17 protein-coding genes are annotated in these 20,938 nt (G+C 68.2%); 10 read left to right on the top strand and 7 right to left on the bottom strand.

Going from position 1 to position 20,938, the window contains the following annotated elements; genetic code table 11:
* The first annotated feature begins 25 nt into the window (after window positions 1-25).
* On the top strand, window positions 26-1,147 hold the full coding sequence (locus tag L687_RS36000; RefSeq protein ID WP_031207684.1) for an alkaline phosphatase family protein: 1,122 nt from the start codon (window positions 26-28) through the stop codon (window positions 1,145-1,147).
* Window positions 1,148-1,206: 59 nt separating this feature from the next.
* Here the strand turns inward: L687_RS36000 and sepH are convergent, their stop codons facing one another.
* On the bottom strand, window positions 1,207-2,256 hold the full coding sequence (gene sepH, locus L687_RS35995; RefSeq protein WP_021200685.1) for a septation protein SepH: 1,050 nt from the start codon (window positions 2,254-2,256) through the stop codon (window positions 1,207-1,209).
* A gap of 198 nt (window positions 2,257-2,454) precedes the next feature.
* Here sepH and L687_RS35990 point away from each other — a divergent pair, with 198 nt between their 5' ends.
* Window positions 2,455-2,748 (top strand): DUF4193 domain-containing protein, encoded by a 294-nt coding sequence (locus L687_RS35990; protein WP_029259298.1) that lies wholly within the window; start codon window positions 2,455-2,457, stop codon window positions 2,746-2,748.
* A 113-nt stretch (window positions 2,749-2,861) separates the two neighbouring features.
* Here the strand turns inward: L687_RS35990 and L687_RS35985 are convergent, their stop codons facing one another.
* Window positions 2,862-3,326, bottom strand: coding sequence for a DUF3093 domain-containing protein (locus tag L687_RS35985; protein WP_021200684.1), 465 nt, complete (start codon window positions 3,324-3,326; stop codon window positions 2,862-2,864).
* 12 nt (window positions 3,327-3,338) lie between these two features.
* On the opposite strand from L687_RS35985, the gene dut reads away from it, so the two are divergent.
* The 5 genes from dut (at window position 3,339) to dxs (ending at window position 10,221) form a co-directional block, all read left to right on the top strand.
* Window positions 3,339-3,812, top strand: a complete 474-nt coding sequence (gene dut, locus L687_RS35980; RefSeq protein ID WP_046398983.1) for a dUTP diphosphatase — start codon at window positions 3,339-3,341, stop codon at window positions 3,810-3,812.
* On the top strand, window positions 3,805-4,392 hold the full coding sequence (locus tag L687_RS35975; protein WP_021200682.1) for a DUF3710 domain-containing protein: 588 nt from the start codon (window positions 3,805-3,807) through the stop codon (window positions 4,390-4,392). Before dut ends, L687_RS35975 begins: the two co-directional genes overlap by 8 nt.
* Complete coding sequence (locus tag L687_RS35970) at window positions 4,389-5,123, top strand: DUF3159 domain-containing protein (RefSeq protein ID WP_021200681.1); 735 nt, start codon at window positions 4,389-4,391, stop codon at window positions 5,121-5,123. The genes L687_RS35975 and L687_RS35970 overlap by 4 nt, the downstream gene beginning before the upstream one ends.
* A gap of 153 nt (window positions 5,124-5,276) precedes the next feature.
* On the top strand, window positions 5,277-8,111 hold the full coding sequence (locus tag L687_RS35965; RefSeq protein WP_021200680.1) for an aconitate hydratase: 2,835 nt from the start codon (window positions 5,277-5,279) through the stop codon (window positions 8,109-8,111).
* A 169-nt stretch (window positions 8,112-8,280) separates the two neighbouring features.
* A complete protein-coding gene (gene dxs, locus L687_RS35960; protein ID WP_021200679.1) occupies window positions 8,281-10,221 on the top strand; it encodes a 1-deoxy-D-xylulose-5-phosphate synthase in 1,941 nt (646 codons plus the stop codon).
* 39 nt (window positions 10,222-10,260) lie between these two features.
* Here dxs and L687_RS35955 read toward each other — a convergent pair whose 3' ends face one another.
* The 3 genes from L687_RS35955 to L687_RS35945 all read right to left on the bottom strand — a co-directional run bounded on the left by L687_RS35955 (window position 10,261) and on the right by L687_RS35945 (window position 13,140).
* Entirely contained in the window at window positions 10,261-10,956 is a 696-nt protein-coding gene (locus L687_RS35955) for an SPFH domain-containing protein (protein ID WP_029265309.1), read from the bottom strand.
* 157 nt (window positions 10,957-11,113) lie between these two features.
* The gene (locus tag L687_RS35950) at window positions 11,114-12,565 is read right to left on the bottom strand and encodes a glycerol-3-phosphate dehydrogenase/oxidase (protein ID WP_021200677.1); all 1,452 of its coding nucleotides are present in this window, start codon (window positions 12,563-12,565) and stop codon (window positions 11,114-11,116) included.
* A complete protein-coding gene (locus tag L687_RS35945) occupies window positions 12,562-13,140 on the bottom strand; it encodes a TetR/AcrR family transcriptional regulator (RefSeq protein WP_021200676.1) in 579 nt (192 codons plus the stop codon). The genes L687_RS35950 and L687_RS35945 overlap by 4 nt, the downstream gene beginning before the upstream one ends.
* A 20-nt stretch (window positions 13,141-13,160) precedes the next feature.
* Here L687_RS35945 and L687_RS35940 point away from each other — a divergent pair, with 20 nt between their 5' ends.
* The 3 genes from L687_RS35940 to L687_RS35930 are packed head-to-tail and all read left to right on the top strand — an operon-like array spanning window position 13,161 to window position 17,314.
* A complete protein-coding gene (locus L687_RS35940; protein ID WP_235045239.1) occupies window positions 13,161-14,783 on the top strand; it encodes an FAD-binding oxidoreductase in 1,623 nt (540 codons plus the stop codon).
* Between the two features lies 1 nt (window position 14,784).
* A complete protein-coding gene (locus tag L687_RS35935) occupies window positions 14,785-15,690 on the top strand; it encodes a YegS/Rv2252/BmrU family lipid kinase (protein WP_021200674.1) in 906 nt (301 codons plus the stop codon).
* Window positions 15,683-17,314 (top strand): GMC family oxidoreductase, encoded by a 1,632-nt coding sequence (locus L687_RS35930; RefSeq protein ID WP_021200673.1) that lies wholly within the window; start codon window positions 15,683-15,685, stop codon window positions 17,312-17,314. The genes L687_RS35935 and L687_RS35930 overlap by 8 nt, the downstream gene beginning before the upstream one ends.
* Before the next feature lie 214 nt (window positions 17,315-17,528).
* Here L687_RS35930 and L687_RS35920 read toward each other — a convergent pair whose 3' ends face one another.
* Together L687_RS35920 and L687_RS35915 are read right to left on the bottom strand one after the other, a co-directional pair.
* Window positions 17,529-19,673, bottom strand: coding sequence for a 3-hydroxyacyl-CoA dehydrogenase NAD-binding domain-containing protein (locus tag L687_RS35920; protein WP_031207681.1), 2,145 nt, complete (start codon window positions 19,671-19,673; stop codon window positions 17,529-17,531).
* Window positions 19,674-19,681: 8 nt separating this feature from the next.
* The gene (locus L687_RS35915; protein ID WP_021200670.1) at window positions 19,682-20,887 is read right to left on the bottom strand and encodes a thiolase family protein; all 1,206 of its coding nucleotides are present in this window, start codon (window positions 20,885-20,887) and stop codon (window positions 19,682-19,684) included.
* Window positions 20,888-20,938 lie beyond the last annotated feature (51 nt).

The raw sequence follows: 20,938 nt of genomic DNA, 5'->3' as shown, positions 1-20,938 counted from the left end.
GGGAGCCTGTGTCAGACTGGCTCGGATGTCTTTCATGCTACCGTCCGCGTCGCCGAGTGCCCGGAGTGTCGTCGGGGTGGCGGACGACCTGCTCGCCGCCCTCCGCGGCGAATCGGCGCTGTTGCCGCGCGCAGACTCGGTCGTGCTCGTCGTGATCGACGGGCTCGGAGCGATCAGTCTGCGGGCACACGCCGGTCACGCACGTGCGTTGACGGCGGGGATGGCGAAGAAGGACGTCGCGCAGTCGGTCTTCCCCTCCACCACCGCGGCGGCGCTGACCAGCATCGTCACCGGTGTCTGGCCGGGGGAGCACGGCCTCGTCGGCTACCGAGTGCTCGATCCGATCCGCGACGTGCTCGTCAACCAGCTCAGCGGCTGGGAGACCGACGGGATCGACCCGTATACGTGGCAGGCGGCTCCCACGATCTTCGAGCGCGCCGGTGGTGTCGGCCACGAGAGTTTCGCCGTGGGGTTCGCCGGATACGCGCACAGCGGCTTCACCAAAGCCACTCTCCGAGGTGCCGAGTTCGTCGCAGCCACCACAGCGGCGTCGCGTATCGAAGCCGCCTATGCGCTCGCTCAGTCCCATCCGGGCTCGCTCGTCTACTGCTACCTTCCAGAGGTCGACAAGGCCGGCCACAAGTACGGCATCGCCTCGTCCGAATGGGTCGCGGCGCTCGAGGACGTCGATGCCGCTCTTTCCGCACGGGTGCCCCCGGGCGTCGGGGTCGTGGTCACGTCGGATCATGGGATGGTCGATGTGGCGCCGAACCGACAGATCGTGCTCGAAGCGGACCACCTCGAAGGCGTCCGACACGTGGGTGGTGAACCGCGGATGCTGCACGCCTATCTGGAGCCCGATGCGGATGGCGTCTCGCTGGTATCGCGCTGGCGTGCGGATCTCGAGGGGGTCGCCGATGTCGTCACCCGCGAGGAGGCCGTGCGTGCGGGCCTCTTCGGACCCACGGTCTCCGAGGCAGCCTCGCCTCGGATCGGTGACGTGCTCGCGATCGCGCGTGGGTCGTGGGCGGTCTATGACGGCACGGCTGCGGACCAGCGCGGTCGCGGAATGGTCGGCCAGCACGGTGCACTCACACCGGAGGAGCGGCAGGTCCCCGTCGTCAGGCTCGGCGCTTTCGCTCGCTGACGACGATCGCCCGGTATGCTCTCCGGCACGACTTCCCGGCGAGCACTCTCAGGCCGGTCTCACTCGTCCGTTCGTGCGCCGAAGACGATCTCGTCCCAAGAGGGCATGGCGTTGCGACGACGTCTCCGACCTGTGGATTCGCCGGAATCCGAGTTGGTCGTCTGAGGCGCGGGCTGCGGAGACTGCGGCTCGTCGTCCGGCTGCTCCAGGACCTCGAAGAGTGAGATCGGGCTCTGATCGGCCCGATCTGCGTCCGTGGGCTCATCCAGCAGCGGCGCGGTCTCGCGCTGGCCGCGACGACGGCGGAGAGCTTCGAGAAGGTCTGCGGTCTCGGGGCTCGTCGTCTGTGATGCCGGTGCGCGTTTGATCGCCGCGTCCTGTGCGGCCGCGTCGGAACGCTCGGGAAGGGAGGGATCCTCGATCTCGGCGTCGGGAGCAGGGAGCAGACGGGGGCCGAATGCGCCGGAGTCGAAGCGGCTCTCGTCCTTGTACGGAGAGGTGATCCGTTCTGCGTCCACGGCCCGCAGGCGGGGGATGAGTCCCTCGGGCAGCGAGCCCTGGCGGGACAGCTGCGTGGCGTCCGCATTGAGCGGCGAGAGGGCGCTGCGGCGGGGATCGAAGCTCCAGCGGGCGTCGTGTTCGACGTCGTTGGCGGTGAACTCGAGCTTGATGGTCCAGCCCGAGTCCTCCTTCCAGCTCGCCCAACGCTCCGAGGTCGCTTCGACCTCCGCGAGCTTGGCGCGGACGGCAACTCCGAAGGTGGGCTGCGCGTCGGGCTCGACCTCGCTGCCGATGAGAACGGGAACGGCGAGGGCCTGGCCGATGACGTGCTCGCGTTCGGCCAGGACGGGGCCTTCGAAACGGGCGACGTCGTCGACGCTGATACCCAGGAGCTCGGCAACCTCCGGAGCCGTGAGACCGGCTCGGATCTGCGCCTGGATATCACGCGGACTCGCGGCGAGCTTCTGTGCCGTCGGCTCACTCTGACGGGTGGCGCGACGGATCTCGCGCTGCAGCATGTCGTCGATGGGCAGCGCGAACCGCTCGCCCGACTCGGTCGCGAGTACGAGGACTCCTGCTTCTGTGCCGACGATGGTGACGTTTTCCATGCGAATGCCCCTCTGATGGGTGTCTCATCATGGTGTCACGCATGGGGCATCCGGGCCGGGAATACCCTGGGCGTGCCGTGAGTTTGTTCAGGCGAACGGGCGAGCATTTGCGTTATGTCGTCCGGTCGTGCAAACTATGGCCGCCGAATACCCGACGGCGCACCACCCACTCGCACCATGAAAGTGGAGATCTACCGCATGGCAACCGATTACGACGCCCCCCGAAAGAGCGAAGACGACTCCGAGTCGATCGAAGCCCTGAAGGAGCGTGTGCCGGACAAGCTCTCCGGCTCAAGCGGGGACGAAGACTCCGACAACCCGTCGAGCTTCGACCTTCCGGGTGCCGACCTCTCCGATCTCGAGCTCGACGTCGTCGTGCTGCCCGCGCAGCAGGACGAGTTCACGTGCATGAGCTGCTTCCTCGTGAAGCACCGTTCACAGCTCGACCACGAGGGCGCATCCGGGCCCATCTGCAAGGAGTGCGCTGCGTAAGCAGTCCTCCGAGCGACGTATCACGCGCCCCCGACCACTCCGGTCAGGGGCGCGCTGTCGTATGCGGGTGCCTCTCGGCTCCGCACCTCAGCTCTGCCTCTTCGTGCCGCGTCTCAGCTCTGCGCAGCGCGGATCGCCGCTGCCAGTCGATCCGGCGTGCGTGTCGAGACGGTCCACGTGTCGACGGGGTCGTCCGGGTCGAGATTCGGGACGACGACGATTCCGTCGATGCCGCCGCGGATCAGGTGCCACCCGCGCGCCGGGAGCCCGGGGCCGCGAGCCTGCCGGGCGTCGTCGCCGGTCAGGGCCACCGGCTCGCCAAGATGCTTCGTGTCGATGTGCGCGCGGCCGGCGCGCAGCACCGTGCCGATGACGGAGACGACAGGGGTGGCCGCGATGAAGCCCAGCACCAGGAGGGCCGATACGGCGGCGCCGAGGACCAGTGCGACGGTCGAGCCGATCGGCACGAAGACGAGCGACACCATGGGGCCGGCGACCGCGACGGTCACGAGCAGCCAGAGGCTCGGCGAGAGTCTTTCGCGGTAGCGGGGACGTGCGTCTGTGGCGGGGTTCTGCATTAGCCTCATGGGGTGACCGATTCCGTTGATGTCCCCATTATCGCTGCAGTGGTGCCCGGGTATGCGCATCCGGGCGATGCCGGTGCCGATCTGGTCGCGGCGGAGGCCGTGCACCTCGAGCCGGGAGAGCGTGCACTGGTGCCGACGGGCGTCAGCATCGCGCTGCCCGACGGGTACGCCGCTTTCGTGGTTCCGCGCAGCGGACTGGCCGCGAAGCACGGGATCTCGATCGTGAACTCGCCGGGGACGGTGGATGCCGGGTATCGCGGCGAGATCAAGGTGAGCCTGATCAACACGGATACCCAGAGCGCGTACGATGTGGCGGTCGGCGATCGTATCGCGCAGCTGATCATCATGCCGGTCACGCGCGCCACGTTCATCCCGGTCGACGAGCTGCCGGACAGTGTCCGCGGTGCCGGTGGGTTCGGTTCCACCGGTTACCAGGCAGCGACCCACCAGAACGAAGCAGGACAGGCCAATGACTGACAACAACGAGACCCCTTCGAAGTCGGCACCGCTGAATCGTGCCACCGACGGTCCCTTCGACGATTCCGAGGCGAACCCGGTCCGTCCCTACATCGACCTCGGCGGCATCAAGATCCTGCCGCGCGAAGGTCTGAACCTGCGCCTCGAGGTCGAGGAGCAGTCGAAGCGCATCGTGGCGGTCGGCCTCGATTACGCGGACTCCTCGCTGCAGGTGCAGCCCTTCGCCGCACCGCGCACCGGAGGACTGTGGGACGAGACCCGCGTACAGCTCCGCGACCAGGTCAAGGCGCAGGGCGGCCGCGTGGAAGAGCGCGAAGGCCCGCTGGGCAAGGAGCTCCTCGCCGAGGTCCCCGCCACGGCGGCGGAGGGATCCGGTCTGCGCCTCGCGCGCTTCATCGGCATTGACGGCCCGCGCTGGTTCCTTCGCGGCGTGATCGGCGGCGCCGGTGCCTCGGACCCCGAAGCGGCGGAGAAGGTCGAAGACCTCTTCCGGTCGATCGTGGTCGTCCGCGGCGGGTCTCCGATGCCGCCGCGCGACCTGATCCCGCTCAAGATGCCGGCGACCCCTGGTTCCGCGTGAGCACTCCCGAGCCCGACGCCGAACGGGAGAAGAGCACCTCCGAGATCCTCGGGGAGGCCCTCGGAGGAGTCGCCCGTCGTGCCGGGCTCGACCCGTCGGAGAGTGCGGCCACCCACACGGTCGTGTGGACCGCCATGGGCGGGTGGCGGGGCATCCTCGAGTCGGTGCTGCCCAGCCTCGCGTTCGTGATCATCTTCACGATCCGCCCCGAGCCGCTGATCCTCTCGCTCGGCATCTCGGTCGGTCTCGCAGCCGTCTTCACGATCGTCCGACTCGTGCAGAAGTCGCCGCCCTCGGCCGCCCTCGGCGGTCTCATCGCCGCGGTCGCCGCGGCAGCGCTGGCTCTGTGGACCGGACGCGGCGCCGACAACTTCGTCCCGGGGCTCATCACCAACGCGGTCTACGGCTCGGTCATCCTGGTGTCGGCACTGATCGGCTGGTCGCTGATCGGCCTCGCCGTCGGATTCCTGATGGGGGAGGGCACCACCTGGCGGAACGATCGCCGCAAGCGACGTGCCTACTTCTGGCTGGGGATCGCCTGGGCCGCGCTGTTCTTCACCCGGCTGGCTGTGCAGCTGCCCCTTTATCTGGCCGGTGACGTCACGGCGCTGGGCACGCTCAAACTCATCATGGGGCTGCCGCTGTTCGCCCCGCTGATCGCCGTCACGTGGCTCGTGGTCCGCGCGTTGCACCCGCGCGAGCCCGCGCGCGAGGATGCCCCCGAGGCGTGATAGATTTATCTTGACATCAAGATAAATCGCAGGCTTTCGCCGGTGAGCTGCGCGGAGCAGACTGGTTAGGTCCGCCTTGCTAGCCGCAGGGGCTCGCTGGCGAGCAAGATGGAGGCGCCTGTCGCTCCCATCCGAATAGAAGGAGACGGATTCGTGTCCACGGTGAACAGCTTCGGTGCCAAGAGCACCCTGACAGTCGGCAGCACCGACTATGAGATCTTCCGCATCGACACGGTGCCGGGTTTCGAGAAGCTTCCCTTCAGTCTCAAGGTCCTCCTGGAGAACCTGCTTCGCACCGAAGACGGCGCGAATGTGACGAAGGCGCAGATCGAGGCGCTGGGTTCGTGGGATGCCGCGGCCGAGCCGAACACCGAGATCCAGTTCACGCCGGCCCGTGTGGTCATGCAGGACTTCACCGGTGTGCCGTGCATCGTCGACCTCGCCACCATGCGCGAGGCCGTGACGGCACTCGGCGGTGACGCGAACAAGATCAACCCGCTCTCGCCCGCCGAGATGGTCATCGACCACTCCGTGATCGCCGACCTGTTCGGCTCTGAGAACGCCCTCGAGCGCAACGTCGAGATCGAGTACGAGCGCAACGGCGAGCGTTATCAGTTCCTGCGTTGGGGTCAGACCGCGTTCAGCGACTTCAAGGTCGTCCCGCCGGGAACCGGCATCGTCCACCAGGTGAACATCGAGCACCTGGCCAAGGTCATCTACGACCGCAACGTCGACGGTGTGCTCCGCGCATACCCCGACACCTGCGTCGGCACCGACTCGCACACCACCATGGTCAACGGCCTCGGCGTGCTGGGCTGGGGCGTCGGCGGCATCGAGGCCGAGGCAGCCATGCTCGGCCAGCCCGTGTCGATGCTCATCCCGCGCGTCGTGGGCTTCAAGCTCTCCGGCGAGATCCCCGCCGGCGTGACCGCGACCGACGTGGTGCTCACGATCACCGACCTGCTGCGCAAGCACGGTGTGGTCGGCAAGTTCGTCGAGTTCTACGGAGAGGGCGTCGCGTCGGTGCCGCTCGCCAACCGCGCGACCATCGGCAACATGTCGCCGGAGTTCGGCTCCACCGCCGCGATCTTCCCGATCGACGACGTGACGCTCGACTACCTGCGACTCACCGGCCGCAGCGAAGAGGCCGTCGCGCTGGTCGAGGCTTACGCCAAGGAGCAGAAGCTCTGGCACGACGCCGCGCACGAGCCCACGTTCAGCGAGTACCTCGAGCTCGACCTCGGCACCGTCGTGCCGTCGATCGCCGGCCCGAAGCGCCCGCAGGACCGCATCCTGCTCTCCGAGGCGAAGTCGCAGTTCGAGCAGGACATCCTGAGCTACGCGACGGCATCGACCTCAGACTCGATCGTCGACCTCGAATCGAAGCACTCCTTCCCGGCCTCCGACCCCGGACAGGCACCCGGCGACGAAGAGCCCACCACGCGTCCGGTGCACATCAACAGCGGCGCACCGGCTAACGCCTCGAAGCCCGTGCCGGTCACGACGCCGTCGGGGGAGAAGTACATCCTCGACAACGGTGCCGTCACCCTCGCGGCCATCACCTCGTGCACCAACACGTCGAACCCGTCGGTGATGATCGCCGCCGGTCTCGTCGCACGCAAGGCTCTCGAGAAGGGTCTGAAGCAGAAGCCGTGGGTCAAGACCACGCTCGGCCCGGGGTCGAAGGTCGTCACCGACTACTACGAGAAGTCCGGACTCGACAAGGACCTCGAGGGCCTCGGCTTCTACACCGTCGGCTACGGCTGCACCATCTGCATCGGCAACTCGGGTCCGCTGATCGAAGAGGTCTCCGAAGCGATCAACTCGCACGACCTCGCCGTCACCGCGGTCCTCTCCGGAAACCGCAACTTCGAGGGTCGCATCAGCCCCGACGTGAAGATGAACTACCTCGCCAGCCCGCCGCTGGTCATCGCGTACGCGCTGGCCGGGTCGATGCACTTCGACTTCGAGAACGACGCGCTCGGCAAGGGCACCGACGGCGAAGACGTCTTCCTGAAGGACATCTGGCCGACCCCGGCCGAGGTGCAGGAACTCGTCGACTCCTCGATCTCGCGCGAGCAGTTCATCAAGCAGTACGCGACGGTCTTCGACGGTGACGAGCGCTGGCGCAGCCTGCCCACTCCGGACGACGCGATCTTCCAGTGGGACGAGAACTCCACGTACGTGCGCAAGGCGCCGTACTTCGAGGGCATGACGATGGAGCTCACCCCGGTGAAGGACATCGAGGGTGCGCGCGTGATGGCGACGCTCGGCGACTCGGTCACCACCGACCACATCTCGCCCGCCGGGAACATCAAGGCCGGAACGCCCGCGGCGCAGTACCTCACGGAGCACGGCGTGGACCGCAAGGACTTCAACTCCTTCGGCTCGCGTCGCGGCAACCACGAGGTCATGATCCGCGGAACCTTCGCGAACATTCGTCTGAAGAACGCGATGGTCGCTGCCGTGAACGACGGACAGGTCGTCGAGGGTGGCTTCACCCGCGACTTCACGCAGCCCGGTGGCCCGCAGTCGTACATCTACGACGCGAGCATGAACTATCAGGAGCAGGGCACGCCCCTCGTCATCTTCGGTGGCAAGGAGTACGGCTCGGGTTCGTCGCGTGACTGGGCGGCCAAGGGCACGAGCCTGCTGGGCGTCAAGGCGGTCATCACCGAGAGCTTCGAGCGCATCCACCGCTCGAACCTGATCGGCATGGGTGTCGTCCCGCTGCAGTTCCCCGCCGGCGAGAGCTGGGAATCGCTGGGCCTCGACGGCACCGAGATCGTCTCGATCTCGGGTCTGGAAGAGCTCAACAACGGTGTCACGCCCAAGACGGTCAAGGTCACGGCCACTCCGAGCGAGAACTCGCCCGAGGGCAAGCAGCCGGTGGAGTTCGATGCTGTCGTCCGCATCGACACCCCCGGTGAAGCCGACTACTACCGCAACGGCGGCATCCTGCAGTACGTGCTGCGTTCGCTGGTCTGATCGCACGAGACGAAGGGGCTCGGGTCTGCGGACCCGGGCCCCTTCATCGTGCCGGCCCTTCCTGTCAAGGGGGTCCGATTCGCCGTGCTCTCTGAGTCCGGCGGGGTAGGATCGAGGGGCGCTCGCACCGTCGTCGGGCGCTTCTGACGGAGCCTGTGAGGAGGTGCAGATGCCCATTCTTCCGAGCATCTCTGGACCCCGTGATCTCGATGCACTCTCGACCGACCAGTTGACCGAGCTCGCTGCGGAGATCCGCACGTTCCTGGTCGAGAACGTGTCCAGGACGGGCGGCCACCTCGGCCCCAACCTCGGCGTCGTCGAACTCACGATCGCTCTCCATCGAGTGTTCTCCTCCCCGGACGACCCCTTCATCTTCGACACCGGACACCAGTCCTACGTGCACAAGCTCCTCACCGGGCGCCAGGACTTCTCGGCGCTGCGCGTGCGCGGTGGTCTCGCCGGGTACCCGCAGCGGGGCGAGAGCGCCCATGATGTGGTGGAGTCGTCGCACGCCTCCAGCTCGCTCAGCTGGGCGGACGGCATCTCCCGGGCCTTGACGGCCACCGGTCGTGCAGACCGGCACGTGGTCGCGGTCGTCGGCGACGGCGCGCTGACCGGCGGCATGACCTGGGAGGCGTTGAACAACATCTCCGACGACAACGATCGCAACCTGGTCATCGTCGTCAACGACAACGGACGCTCCTACGCGCCGACGATCGGCGGCATGTCGCGGTACCTCAACCGCGTGCGCACGGCAGCAGCCTACAAGGACCTCCACCAGCGGTCCGATCGCCTGTTCCGCGCTTTCGGTCCCGTGGGACGTGCGGTGTTCCGCGGCGTCCGGGGAGGCACGCACGGCTTCCTGTCGAGGTTCACCAACAACGAGGCGCTGTACTCCAACCTCGACATCAAGTACCTCGGTCCGGTCGACGGCCACGATCTTCCCGCGCTCCTCGAGACTCTGGAGTTGGCGAAGTCGTACGGTGCGCCCGTCATCGTCCACACCATCACCGAGAAGGGCCGTGGCTACCAGCCGGCCCGCGACGACGAAGCCGATCAGTTCCACGCCGTCGGCAAGATCGACCCCACGACCGGGGAGACCCTGTCGTCCGGTGGGCGTGGGTGGACCGATGTGTTCTCCGACGCGTTGGTGGCCGTCGGCGAGCAGCGCGACGACGTGATCGCGATGACGGCTGCGATGCTGCGCCCCACCGGCCTCGCGCCGTTCGCCGAACGCTTCCCCGATCGCGTCTATGACGTGGGCATCGCAGAACAGCACGCGGTGGCGTCAGCGGCTGGTCTGGCCTACGGGGGCTTGCACCCCGTCGTCGCCCTGTACGCCACGTTCATGGGACGCGCCTTCGACCAGGTGCTGATGGACGTGGCTCTGCACCGTGCCGGAGTCACCTTCGTCCTCGATCGAGCGGGCGTCACCGGTCCCGACGGTCCCAGCCACCACGGCATGTGGGATCTCGCGATGCTGCAGATCGTCCCGCACATCCGCATCGCCGCGCCGCGTGATGGGGCGCGGCTGACGGAGGCCCTCGGTGAGGCCGTCGACGTCGAAGACGCTCCGACGGTCATCCGCTTCCCGAAGGGCGAGGTCGCCGCCGATCTTCCCGCGATCGAACGTCTGAGCGACGGCGTCGATGTGCTCGCCCGCGGCGAATCCGAAGACGTCCTGATCGTCGCCATCGGACCATTCGCCGAACTCGCTCTCGATGTCGCGGACCGCCTTCGAGCGCAGGGGATCGGCGCGACGGTCATCGACCCGCGCTGGGCTATTCCGGTGCAGCCGTCGATCGTGGAACTCGCCGCCCATCACCGCCTCGTGATCACCCTCGAAGACGGCATCCGGGTCGGAGGCATCGGCACCCGTGTACGTCAGGTCCTTCGCGAGGCGGGCATCGACACCGCGGTGGACGAGCTGGGTCTTCCCGACGAGTTCATCGACCACGCATCGCGTGATCAGATCCTCGTCGACGCCGGCCTCACAGCGCCGAAGATCGCACAGGACATCGTGTCGCAGGTGCTCGGGACGCGAATCCCGAAGGCGCGTGACGCGGGAGAGACAGGAACCATCGATCTTCCGCTGCACGAACGGCACTGACGCTCGCTCCGACCCTTCGGAACGCCCTGCGCGCAGGCGTCAGTTCAGAGCGTGCAACGCGGCGACGGCCTGTGCTCCGCGATCGACGTCTCGGAGTGCGGTCGACAGCAGGTAACCGTCGGTGAGGGCGTCGCCGGTGACCATGACCCGCACCAGCTCGACGCCGCAGGCGCGACGCACCTCCGCGGCGCTGGCCGCGATCACTCGGGTGTTGATCTCGTCGTTGTGCGGCAGCTCGGCTCCCTCGAGCCCACGGATCACGTCTCTCAGCGCGGCGCCGACGATGTTCGAGGCTCGCTCCTTGACGTTCACGACGTCGAGCTCGAACACCCGAAGATCGCTTCCCGTCGGTATCGGACGCCACTCGAACGAGGCATGCACGCGGTGCTGGTGTCCGCTCGCGCCGCTCATCTCTCGCGCGGGCAGATCGGTCGCGCGGCAACGGACGTCGATGAGCTTGTACCAGTAGAACAGCGGGAATGCTCCGTGCGAGCCCGGGTCCAGAACGACGACTTCTCCGACGGCCCCGCCGCGGTTCCGCGGACGACGCTGCGGGCGGTTGCGGATGATCGGCTTGCCGTTGCGCGTCCGGATCGCCGCCCACCCCTCGTCGACGGTGACGATGAAGAGCTTGAGGAGGGCGGGGAGGACCAGAAGCGTGGTGAGGATCGCCGTTCCGGTCTTCAGCAGACCCGACATCCCCTTGCCGCCCAGCATCGTGAAGAGCATGTCCATGTCACCACTGTGCAGGGTCGCCGGGGTCCGGGGTGCCTTCGGGACGGGTCGGGCGGGGGAGTTCATGCGCTGTTCCGCGCACGTTACCCGCGGCGCTGTGCGCTGGATACGCACCGCTCAGGATTCGCCGCGGCGGGCCAGGATTCGCCGCGGCGGGTCAGGCGAGGTCGGCGAGAGTGCGGGCGACGACGTTCTCGACCGCCGCGTGGCAGCGTGCGCGATCGGCATCCACGAGTCCGACACGGGTGCGCCTGTCGAGGACGTCATCGACGGTCATCGCGCCCTCCGTGCGAACGGCGAACTCGACCTCCGCGGCGGTCAAGCCCGTGGCGTCGTCGAGCACGTCATCCGAGGCGGGCACCGACCGATCGACGAGGCGCAACGACGCCGTGCGGCTCGGCCCCGACTGCAGTCCGCGGGTGCGTCCCGCAAGGTCCACGGCATCCTCGGCCATCCGGCGGTAGGTGGTCAGCTTTCCCCCGAGCACCGTGACGAATCCGGCGGTGGATACCGTCACCAGATGCCGGCGAGAGATATCGGCGGTGGAGTCGGTCCCGCTGTCGACCAGCGGACGCAGGCCGGCGAACGCGCCCCGCACCCGATCGCGGCCGAGGGGAGCAGCGATCACGCGATTGAGGTTCTGCAGCAGGAAATCGATCTCCGGCTCCGTCGGTTGGGCGACACGCGGCACGGCACCGGGGGAGTCTTCGTCGGTGAGGCCGACGATCACGCGGCCGAAGGCCTGCGGCAGCGCGAAGACGTAGCGACTGATCGATCCCTCGTGCGGGATGGTGAGCGCGGCCGACGGCGAACCCAGGTCGGCGGCGGCGAGGACGATGTGCGTCCCTCGGCTCGGGCGCACGTGGATCGTCTGATCGAGCGCACCGGCCCAGACGCCGGTCGCGTTGATGACGGCGCGGGCTCTGACCTCGAACCGCTCGCCCGTGGACGTCTCCTCGACCGATGCGCCGTCTTCCCGCAACACGACCGCGCGGACGCGGGTGAGGATGCGAGCGCCAAGAGATGCCGCCGTGCGGGCGACGGTCGCCACGAGCCGCGCGTCGTCGACCAGCTGGCCGTCGAAGGACAGCATTCCGCCGCGGAGGCCATGAGGGTCGAGCGCAGGCACCAGGCGGGTGGCGGAGCGCGCGGACACGAGAGCGGGGGCAGGTAGCGTCGTACGGGTGGTGTGCGCGCGCATGCGGAGCAGATCTCCCAGCCCCATCCCGACGGCGCCCGCAGTGCGCTGGCGGAGCGTGACTCCGCGGGAGAAGGGCAGGAGCTGTCCGAGCGGGCGGATCAGATGCGGTGCGATCGTGGTCATCAGGAGATGCCGCTCGTGTGCGCTCTCTCGCGCGGTCGCGATGTCACCGGTCGCGAGGTAGCGCAGGCCGCCGTGCACGAGCTTCGAGCTGAATCGGCTGGTCCCGAAGGCGAGATCCTCGGCTTCGATCAGCGTCACACGAAGCCCGCGCGAGACGGCGTCCAGAGCGACACCCACGCCCGTGATACCGCCCCCGACGACGAGGACGTCGACCGTCTCGTCGGCTGCGCGTGCGAGTTCGATCCTCCGTCGCGCGACGTTGAGCGCGGATGACTCCCGGGTCATGGGCGGAGCAGCCCGTCGAGTGCGGCTCGCAGTTCGCGCTCCCACGCGTTCTCCGAGATGAGGTCTGCCACGGTGCCGTGGGAGAGGACCGCGGACTGTGCGATGAGCAGCAGCATGACCGCGATCTCCTGCGGTGGTCCCGATCTGACCGAGCCGTCGGCCTGTGCGGTGCCGATCGCCGTGGCGAGCCAGTCGAGGATCAAGCGCTGACTCGATCCCACCCGCTGCAGCGTGTAGCGGGTGAAGGCTTCGGGTTCATCGGCGAGCAGACGCCCGTAGAGGGTGTCATTGCGGAAGAGCGTCGTGAAATGGAGGACGTCGTTGACGAGGACCGTCCGGGTGCGCGCTTCCGCGGGGAAGGTGCCCAGGATGCCGTCGACGCGCCGCAGCAGCGCGGCGCGGACGACATCATCGGCATCGCTCCAGTTGCGGTAGATCGTGGGGCGACTGAGATCGGCGCGACGGGCGAGCTCGGCGATGGTGACGCCGTGCACGCCGCGACGCTCGATCAGCGCGTCGGCGGCGTCGAGGATCCGCGTCTGTGTCGCATCCCATTGTGGTTGACGTTCTTCCATGATGTGTCACACTGTAACGCATGGGCCAAGACAGTGGCAGGGTCGATGCGGACCCGTCGATGAGATGGAACGGCTGGGGTGATCCGGCCAAGGCGAAGGACCTGCCCCTGGCGGTGCGCGCGCTGCTGCCGATGCTGCTGGGGCGAGTGCGCAAGCCCGGACCGGCGATCGAGCTCGGGCACGTGCAGCTCGATCCGCCGCGCTTGACCGCTGAGGATCATGCGGCATTCAGCGCCGCGCTCGGCCCGACGAACATCGATGATGCCGCCGAGGCACGCATCCGCCACGCAGGTGGGCGTTCGACACCCGACCTCCTCCGTCGTCGCGAGGTGCGTCAGGAGGCGCCGGATGCCGTCCTCCGTCCTGCCGATCACGACGAGGTGCGCGCGTGCCTCGACATCGCGGTCGCGCGAGGGATCGCGGTGATCCCCTTCGGGGGCGGCACTAGTGTCGTCGGCGCACTGGACCCCGACCGGGGCGCGCATCACGCGGTCGTGAGCCTCGACCTGCGACGTCTCAGCGGTCTGATCCGGCTGGATGAGTTCAGCGGCGAAGCCCTGTTCGCGGCGGGGACGACAGGCCCGGAGGCGGAAGCAGCGCTGTCCGCGCACGGCTTCGAACTCGGCCACTTCCCTCAGAGCTTCCGCTACGCCACGATCGGCGGATTCGCGGCGGCCCGGTCTTCGGGACAGAACTCGGCGGGCAACGGGCGCTTCGACACGATGGTGACCGGGATCAGAGTGGCGACGCCGACCGGCGACATCGAGCTCGGGCGCTCGCCCGGTTCCGCCGCAGGGCCAGACCTGATCAGGGTGTTCCTCGGCTCCGAGGGCATCTTCGGCGTGATCACCGAGGTACGGGTGCGGGTGCATCGGATCCCGCGCGACCGCGTGTTCGAATCCTGGTCCTTCCCCGACTTCACCAGCGGCGCCGAGGGGCTGCGGCGGGTCGCGCAGCAGGGCGACGGCCCCACCGTCATCCGGCTCTCCGACGAAGCGGAGACGGCGGTGAGTCTCGCGCAGGTCGGCAAGATCGGCAGGGCTCTCGCGAAGGGCGCCAGCGTGGTGACCGTGTACGAAGGTGACGGTATCGCCGAGCGGCGTGCCCGCGCCAGCATCCAGCTCGCTGCGGCCGGCGGAGTCTCGGCAGGTGAAGGGGCAGCGGAGGACTGGCTGAAAGGTCGGTTCGACGGCCCCTACCTGCGGGATTCGCTGCTCGACGCCGGTGTCTTCTGCGAGACGCTCGAGACCGCGACCACATGGTCGAACCTGCAGACACTGCGTTCGGCGGTCGACTCTGCACTCAAAGACGGCTTCGCCGACGCCGGGGCGAAGTCGTACATCATGTGCCACGTCTCCCACATCTACCCGACCGGGGCTTCCCTGTACTTCACCGTGCTCGCCGGCATCCGTTCGGACCCGCTCGGTGTGTGGGAAGTCGTGAAGGCGCGCGTCAACGATGCGATCGTCGCGTCGGGGGGGACCATCAGCCATCACCACGCGGTCGGCAGGGATCATGCGCCCTGGCTCCGTGCGGAGATCGGCGAGACGGGCGTCCGTATCCTCCGTGCGATCAAGCGCGAACTTGATCCGTCGGGCATCCTCAACCCGGGTGCTGTGATCCCCATCGAGCGGACGCTCTGACATGGCCGAGCACATCGCCGTGCTCGCGAATCCGTTCTCCGGCAAAGGGCGGGGCGGGCGAGCGGCGGAAGCTGCTGTTCTGCATCTTCGTGATCGTGGTGTCGAGGTGCGGGCCTATGCGGGAGGATCCGCAGAAGACACCGCACGGCTCGCGGTCGCGGCCGTGGCAGACGATCCGCGAGCGCTGGTCGTCGTCGGTGGTGATGGCACACTGTCCGGTGTGCTCGACACGGTATGTGCGGCATCGGTCCCCGTGGTGCTGGTCGCGGCCGGGACCGGGAACGACCTCGCCCGCGCTCTCGGACTCCCACGCAGCGACGCACGGGCTGCCGCCGAACTCGCTCTCACGGGCGTGCCCCGGTCGATCGACGTCGGCGTGGTCCGCACCGGGAAGGGCAGCAGGAAATTCCTGACCATCGCGGCGCTGGGTTTCGACGCGAAGGTCAGCGATCGCACCAACCGGCTCCGCTGGCCGCACGGTGCGCCTCGCTATTACCTCGCCCTGCTGATCGAACTCGTGCGGCTGCGTCCCATGGAGTTCACCCTCGCCATCGATGGCGAGCCGCCGAGAAGCGAGCCGGGTACGCTGATCGCGGCCGGCAGCACCTCCAGCTACGGCGGCGGGATGCCGATCTGCGCCGGGGCCGTCCCCGACGACGGGCTCCTCGACATCGTCCATGTCGCCCCGTTGGGCCGGCTGCGCCTGCTTCGTCTCTTCCCCCTGCTGCTCCGCGGGACGCATCTCGCGCGCGACGAGGTGGCGCATCGTCGTGCACGGTCCGTCACGGTGTCGGCCACCGGCCTGGTGGTCTATGCCGACGGCGAGCGGATCGGCGAGGATGAGTGCACCATCGCGGTGCTGCCGGGCGCGCTCACGATGATGGTGCCGAAGGGGAGCGATGACTGAGTTCGACGAGGATGTCGTGGTCGTGGGTTCCGGATTCGGAGGTTCCGTGGCCGCTCTGCGACTTGCGGAGAAGGGCTACCGCGTCCGCGTCTACGAGGCGGGTCGCCGCTTCGAGGACGATGACTTCGCGAAGACCAACTGGAACGTCCGCCGGTACCTGTGGGCACCAGTGCTCGGCTGTTACGGTGTGCAGCGCATCCACCGACTGCCGCACGTGATGATTCTGGCGGGCGCCGGGGTGGGTGGCGGATCACTCAACTACGCGAACACGCTGTACCAGCCGGGGGCGGCCTTCTTCGCGGACCCCCAGTGGCAGGGCATCGCGGACTGGGAGTCCGAGTTGGCACCCCACTATGCCACGGCGAAGCGGATGCTCGGCGTCGTGGAGCGCTACCCGCACACGGGTCCGGTGGAGCGGATCATGGCCGGCGCCGCGGACGACCTCGGCGTCGGTGCGACGTTCCGCCACGCGCCCGTCGGGGTCTGGTTCGGGGAGCCGGGGGAGCGCACTCCGGATCCGTTCTTCGGCGGTGAGGGCCCTGATCGCACCGGTTGCACCCTCTGCGGCAACTGCATGGTGGGCTGCCGCGTCGGCGCGAAGAACACGCTCATGAAGAACTACCTGCATCTCGCGGAGCGCCGAGGGGTCGCGATCGAGGCGCTGCGAACGGTGAGCGAGGTGCGGGAGCTCCCCGGGGGTGGGTTCGCGGTGACGACGCAGCGCAGCGGAGCCTGGTTCCGGCATGAGCGGAGAACCGTGACCGCCCGGCAGGTGGTGCTGGCCGCCGGCACCTGGGGTACGCAGCAGCTGCTGCACCGTATGAAGGCGTCCGGGGCGCTGCCGCGGGTCTCCGACGCCGTGGGGCAGCTGACCCGAACCAACTCCGAGGCGCTGGACGGCGCGGTCGCCACGAGCGTCCCGGAATCGCTCGAGCTCGCCCGGGGCGTCGCGATCACGACCTCGTTCCACATAGACGATCGCACGCACGTCGAGAACGTCCGCTACGGTCCGGGATCGAACCTGATGGGTGCGCTGGCGACCGTCATCGTCCCCGGCGGACAGCCGCTGGGCGTGCGCCTGCGCCGTCTGGTCGCGCAGGTGCTCCGCTCACCGGTGAGACAGTGGCGGCTCGGGAGTCTCCGCCGTTGGAGCGAGCGTGGAATCATCGCGCTGGTGATGCAGACGGCGGACAATTCGCTCACCCTCTCGCTGCGCCGCCGCTTCGGTCGCCTCGTGATGACGAGTGCGCAGGGACACGGGGAGCCGAACCCGAGCTATCTGCCCCAAGCCCATACGGCTGCTGCGGCGATCGCCGCGCGGGTCGAGGCGGACGGCGGGGTGTCTGCGGCCGCACGCGGATCCTGGCCGGAGGTGTTCGGCATCCCGCTCACGGCGCACTTCCTCGGCGGTGCGGTGATCTCGGCGTCGCCCGCGGAAGGGGTCGTCGACGCATATCACCGGGTCTGGGGACACCCCGGCCTGCACGTCGTCGACGGGGCGGCCGTTCCCGCGAATCCCGGCGTGAACCCCTCGCTCACGATCACCGCGCTGGCCGAACGGGCGCTGTCGTACTGGCCTCGACGTGGTGACGAAGACCCCCGACCGGCTCAGCCCGCGAGCTGAGTCTCGGCGATCGGGGCCTGCGGCGCAGGGGCATCATGCAGGGCCCACGACGCCGGCCAGCGCCGGCAGTGGGCCACGCCGACGGGGCTCACGCCAGGGAGCGGCAGCGCGATGTGCGGCTCGGAGGTGTGCGTGCTTATGCGGCGGACGACGAAGCGCTCCACCGGATTCGCCAGGAATCCTGTGGAGCGCTTCGCGGGATGGCGTCCGACGATCAGCGGCTCTCGACGCCGCGGATCTGCGGGGTGTGGAACGAGCCGCCGAAGGCCCGCTCCGAGGCTCCCTCACGGTCGAGGTACGGTGAAGCACCACCGTCGATGAACGGCCAGCCGGCGCCGAGGATCAGGCACAGGTCGATGTCCTCGACCTCGGGCACGACGCCCTCGTCGAGCATCAGCTTGATCTCCTGCGCCAGACCGTCCTGCACCCGCTGGAGGATCGTCGCCGCCGTTGCGGGGTTCTTGCCGACGGCGGGCTTCAGAACCTTCTCCGCCTGCTTGCTCCAGCCGATGACGCGCCCGCCCTTGTCCTTCTCCACGACGGTGTCGAGCTCCGCGAGCGCATGGAAGTTCTCGTTGGCGTAGAAGCGGTCGGGGAAGGCCTTCACCATCGTGTCCTGCACGTGGGCGGCGACCTTCCAGCCGACGAGGTCGATCAACTGGAACGGGCCCATCGGCAGGCCGAGCGGGCCGAAGGCCTTCTCGACATCGGCGATGGGGGTGCCCTCGTAGACGGCGCGAGCCGCCTCGCCCATGACCTTGGCGAGCAGTCGGTTCACGACGAAGCCGGGGGCGTCGGCGGTGAGGACCGCGTTCTTTCCGAGGTTCTTCGCGACCACGAACGCCGTCGACAGAGCCGCATCGTCCGTCGCCGGTGTCTTCACGATCTCGATCAGCGGCATCACCGCGACAGGGTTGAAGAAGTGGAAGCCGACCAGGCGTTCGGGGTGAGCGAGCTTCGATCCGATCTCCTCGACGGAGAGCGACGACGTGTTGGTCGCGAGGATCGCGTCCTCGGCGATGATCTTCTCGATCTCGCCGAACACCTGCTGCTTGACCCCGACCTCTTCGAACACGGCCTCGATCACGAAGTCGCAGTCCGCGTACAGGCTCTTGTCGGTGGTGCCGGTGACGAGCGCGCGCAGCTTGTTCGCCGAATCGGAGTCCAGGCGTCCCTTCGCTTCGAGCTTGCCGATCTCCTCGTGGATGTAGGCGACGCCCTTGTCGACGCGTGCCTGATCCAGGTCGGTGATGAGCACGGGCACCTGGAGCTTGCGCACGAAGAGCAGTGCGAACTGGCTCGCCATGAGACCGGCGCCGATGATGCCGACCTTGGTGACCTTCTTCGCGAGCGCCTTGTCGGGAGCTCCGACCGGTCGCTTCGCGCGCTTCTGCACGAGGTCGAAGGCGTACATGGATGCAGCGAACTGGTCGCCCGTGACGAGTTCGGCGAGTGCCTCGTCCTCGCGGGCGAAGCCTTCGGCCTTGGTGCCGCCCTTGGCCTTGTCGAGCAGGTCGAGGGCCGCATACGGCGACTTCGGCATGGTGCCGATCTTCGACTCCAGCATCCCGCGCGCCATCTTGATGGCGATCGGCCACTTGGTGAGACGCTCGATCTTGCCGGGCTCGTTCTTGCGCTCGACCTTCTTGCCACCCAGGACGGCATCCGCCCAGGCCAGCGAGTTCTCGAGGTAGTTCGCCGCGGGGAAGATCGCGTCGAAGATGCCCAGGTCGAACGCCTGCTGCGGCTTCAGCATCCGGTTCTGCTTGAGCGGGTTGGAGATGACGACCTCGAGGGCGTTCTCGATGCCGATCAGGTTCGGCAGCAGGTAGGCGCCGCCCCAACCGGGGATGATGCCGAGGAAGACCTCGGGCAGTGCCACCGCCGCAGCAGAGGAGTCGACGGTGCGGTAGCTGGAGTTCAGCGCGATCTCCAGGCCGCCGCCCAGGGCGAGGCCGTTCACGAAGGCGAACGACGGCACGCCGAGGTCGCTGAGCGTGCCGAGGACCTTGTGTCCGAGCTGCGCGATCAGGCGGGCGTTGTCGCGCGATCCGACCTTGCTGATGTCGGACAGGTCGGCGCCGGCCGCGAGGATGTACTGCTTGCCGGTGATGCCGACAGCCTGGATCTCGCCGGCCGCGGCGCGCGCCTTGAGGCCGTCGAGCGTCTCGCCCAGCTGCGTCAGCGTCGCGGGACCCAGCGTGTTCGGACGCGTGTGGTCACGGCCGTTGTCGAGCGTGATCAGGGCGAGCACCTTGCCGGACGCGAGACGGATGTCGCGCACCGGCGACTGCGTGATGACCTCGCCCTCGGTGAGTGCCTGGATGGGGGAGAAGTCGATCTCGTCGTAGTTGGTCACGTTCGCGCTCACTTCTTCTTCTTGCCGTCGTAGTGCGGGTTCTCCCAGATGACCGAACCGCCCTGACCGAGACCGACGCACATGGCGGTCAGACCGTAGCGGACGTCGGGACGCTCGGCGAACTGCGCGGCGAGCTGGATCATCAGACGCACACCGGACGCCGCGAGCGGGTGTCCGAGTGCGATCGCGCCACCCCACTGGTTGACGCGGGGATCGTCATCGGCGATGCCGAAGTGGTCGAGCAGCGAGATCACCTGGATGGCGAACGCCTCGTTGAGTTCGAACAGCCCGATGTCGGCGATCGTCAGTCCGGCCTTCTTGAGCGCCTTCTCGGTCGACGGAATCGGTCCGATGCCCATGATCTCCGGCTGCACGCCGGCGAACGCGAACGAGACCATCCGCATCTTCGGCGCGAGTCCGAACTCCTTCACCGCGCCACCTCCGGCGAGCAGCGACATCGTGGCGCCGTCGGTGAGGGGGGAGGAGGTGCCGGCCGTGACACGCCCGTGCGGACGGAAGGGAGTCTTGAGGGCCGCGAGGTCTTCCATCGTCGTCTGCGGGCGACGGCCCTCGTCTTCGGTCGCGAGACCCCAGGCGCCGTCGGCACCCTTGGTGGCGACCGACACGAGGTCGGGCTGGATCTTGCCGGCGTCGTACGCCGCCTGCACCTTGTGCTGGCTCAGCATGCCGAACCGGTCGGAGCGCTCCTTGGTCAGGTGCGGGAACCGGTCGAAGATGCGCTCGGCGGTGACGCCCATGTTGAGTGCACCGGGGTCGACCATCTTCTCGGCGACGAAGCGCGGGTTCGGATCCGCGTTGCCACCGATCGGGTGATGACCCATGTGCTCGACACCGCCGGCGAGGGCGAAGTCGTACATGCCGACGCCGATCGAGGCTCCCATGGTCGTGACGCTCGTCATGGCGCCGGCGCACATGCGCTCGACCGCGAGGCCGGGCACGGTCTGCGGAAGCCCGGCGAGGATCGCCACCGAGCGTCCGAGCGTCAGCCCCTGGTCGCCGGTCTGGCTCGTCGCGGCGATCGCGACGTCATCGATGCGGTCTGCCGGGACGGCGGCGTTGCGCTCCATCAGGCCGATGGTCGCCTTCACGGCGAGGTCATCTGCGCGGGTGTTCCAGTACATGCCTTTTTCGCCGGCGCGCCCGAAGGGGGTGCGTACTCCATCGACGAAGAAGACGTCCGAGATCTCGGCCACTCTGCCTCCAAGTTAGTGCGTGGCCTCAGTCTATGAAGCCCGCGAAACGGG

Origin of the sequence: Microbacterium maritypicum MF109, from assembly GCF_000455825.1 — a bacterium.
Taxonomy (GTDB): Bacteria; Actinomycetota; Actinomycetes; order Actinomycetales; family Microbacteriaceae; genus Microbacterium; species Microbacterium maritypicum_A.
The sequence above is the reverse complement of the archived record's forward strand: the minus strand, read 5'-3'. Positions and strand labels throughout refer to the sequence as shown.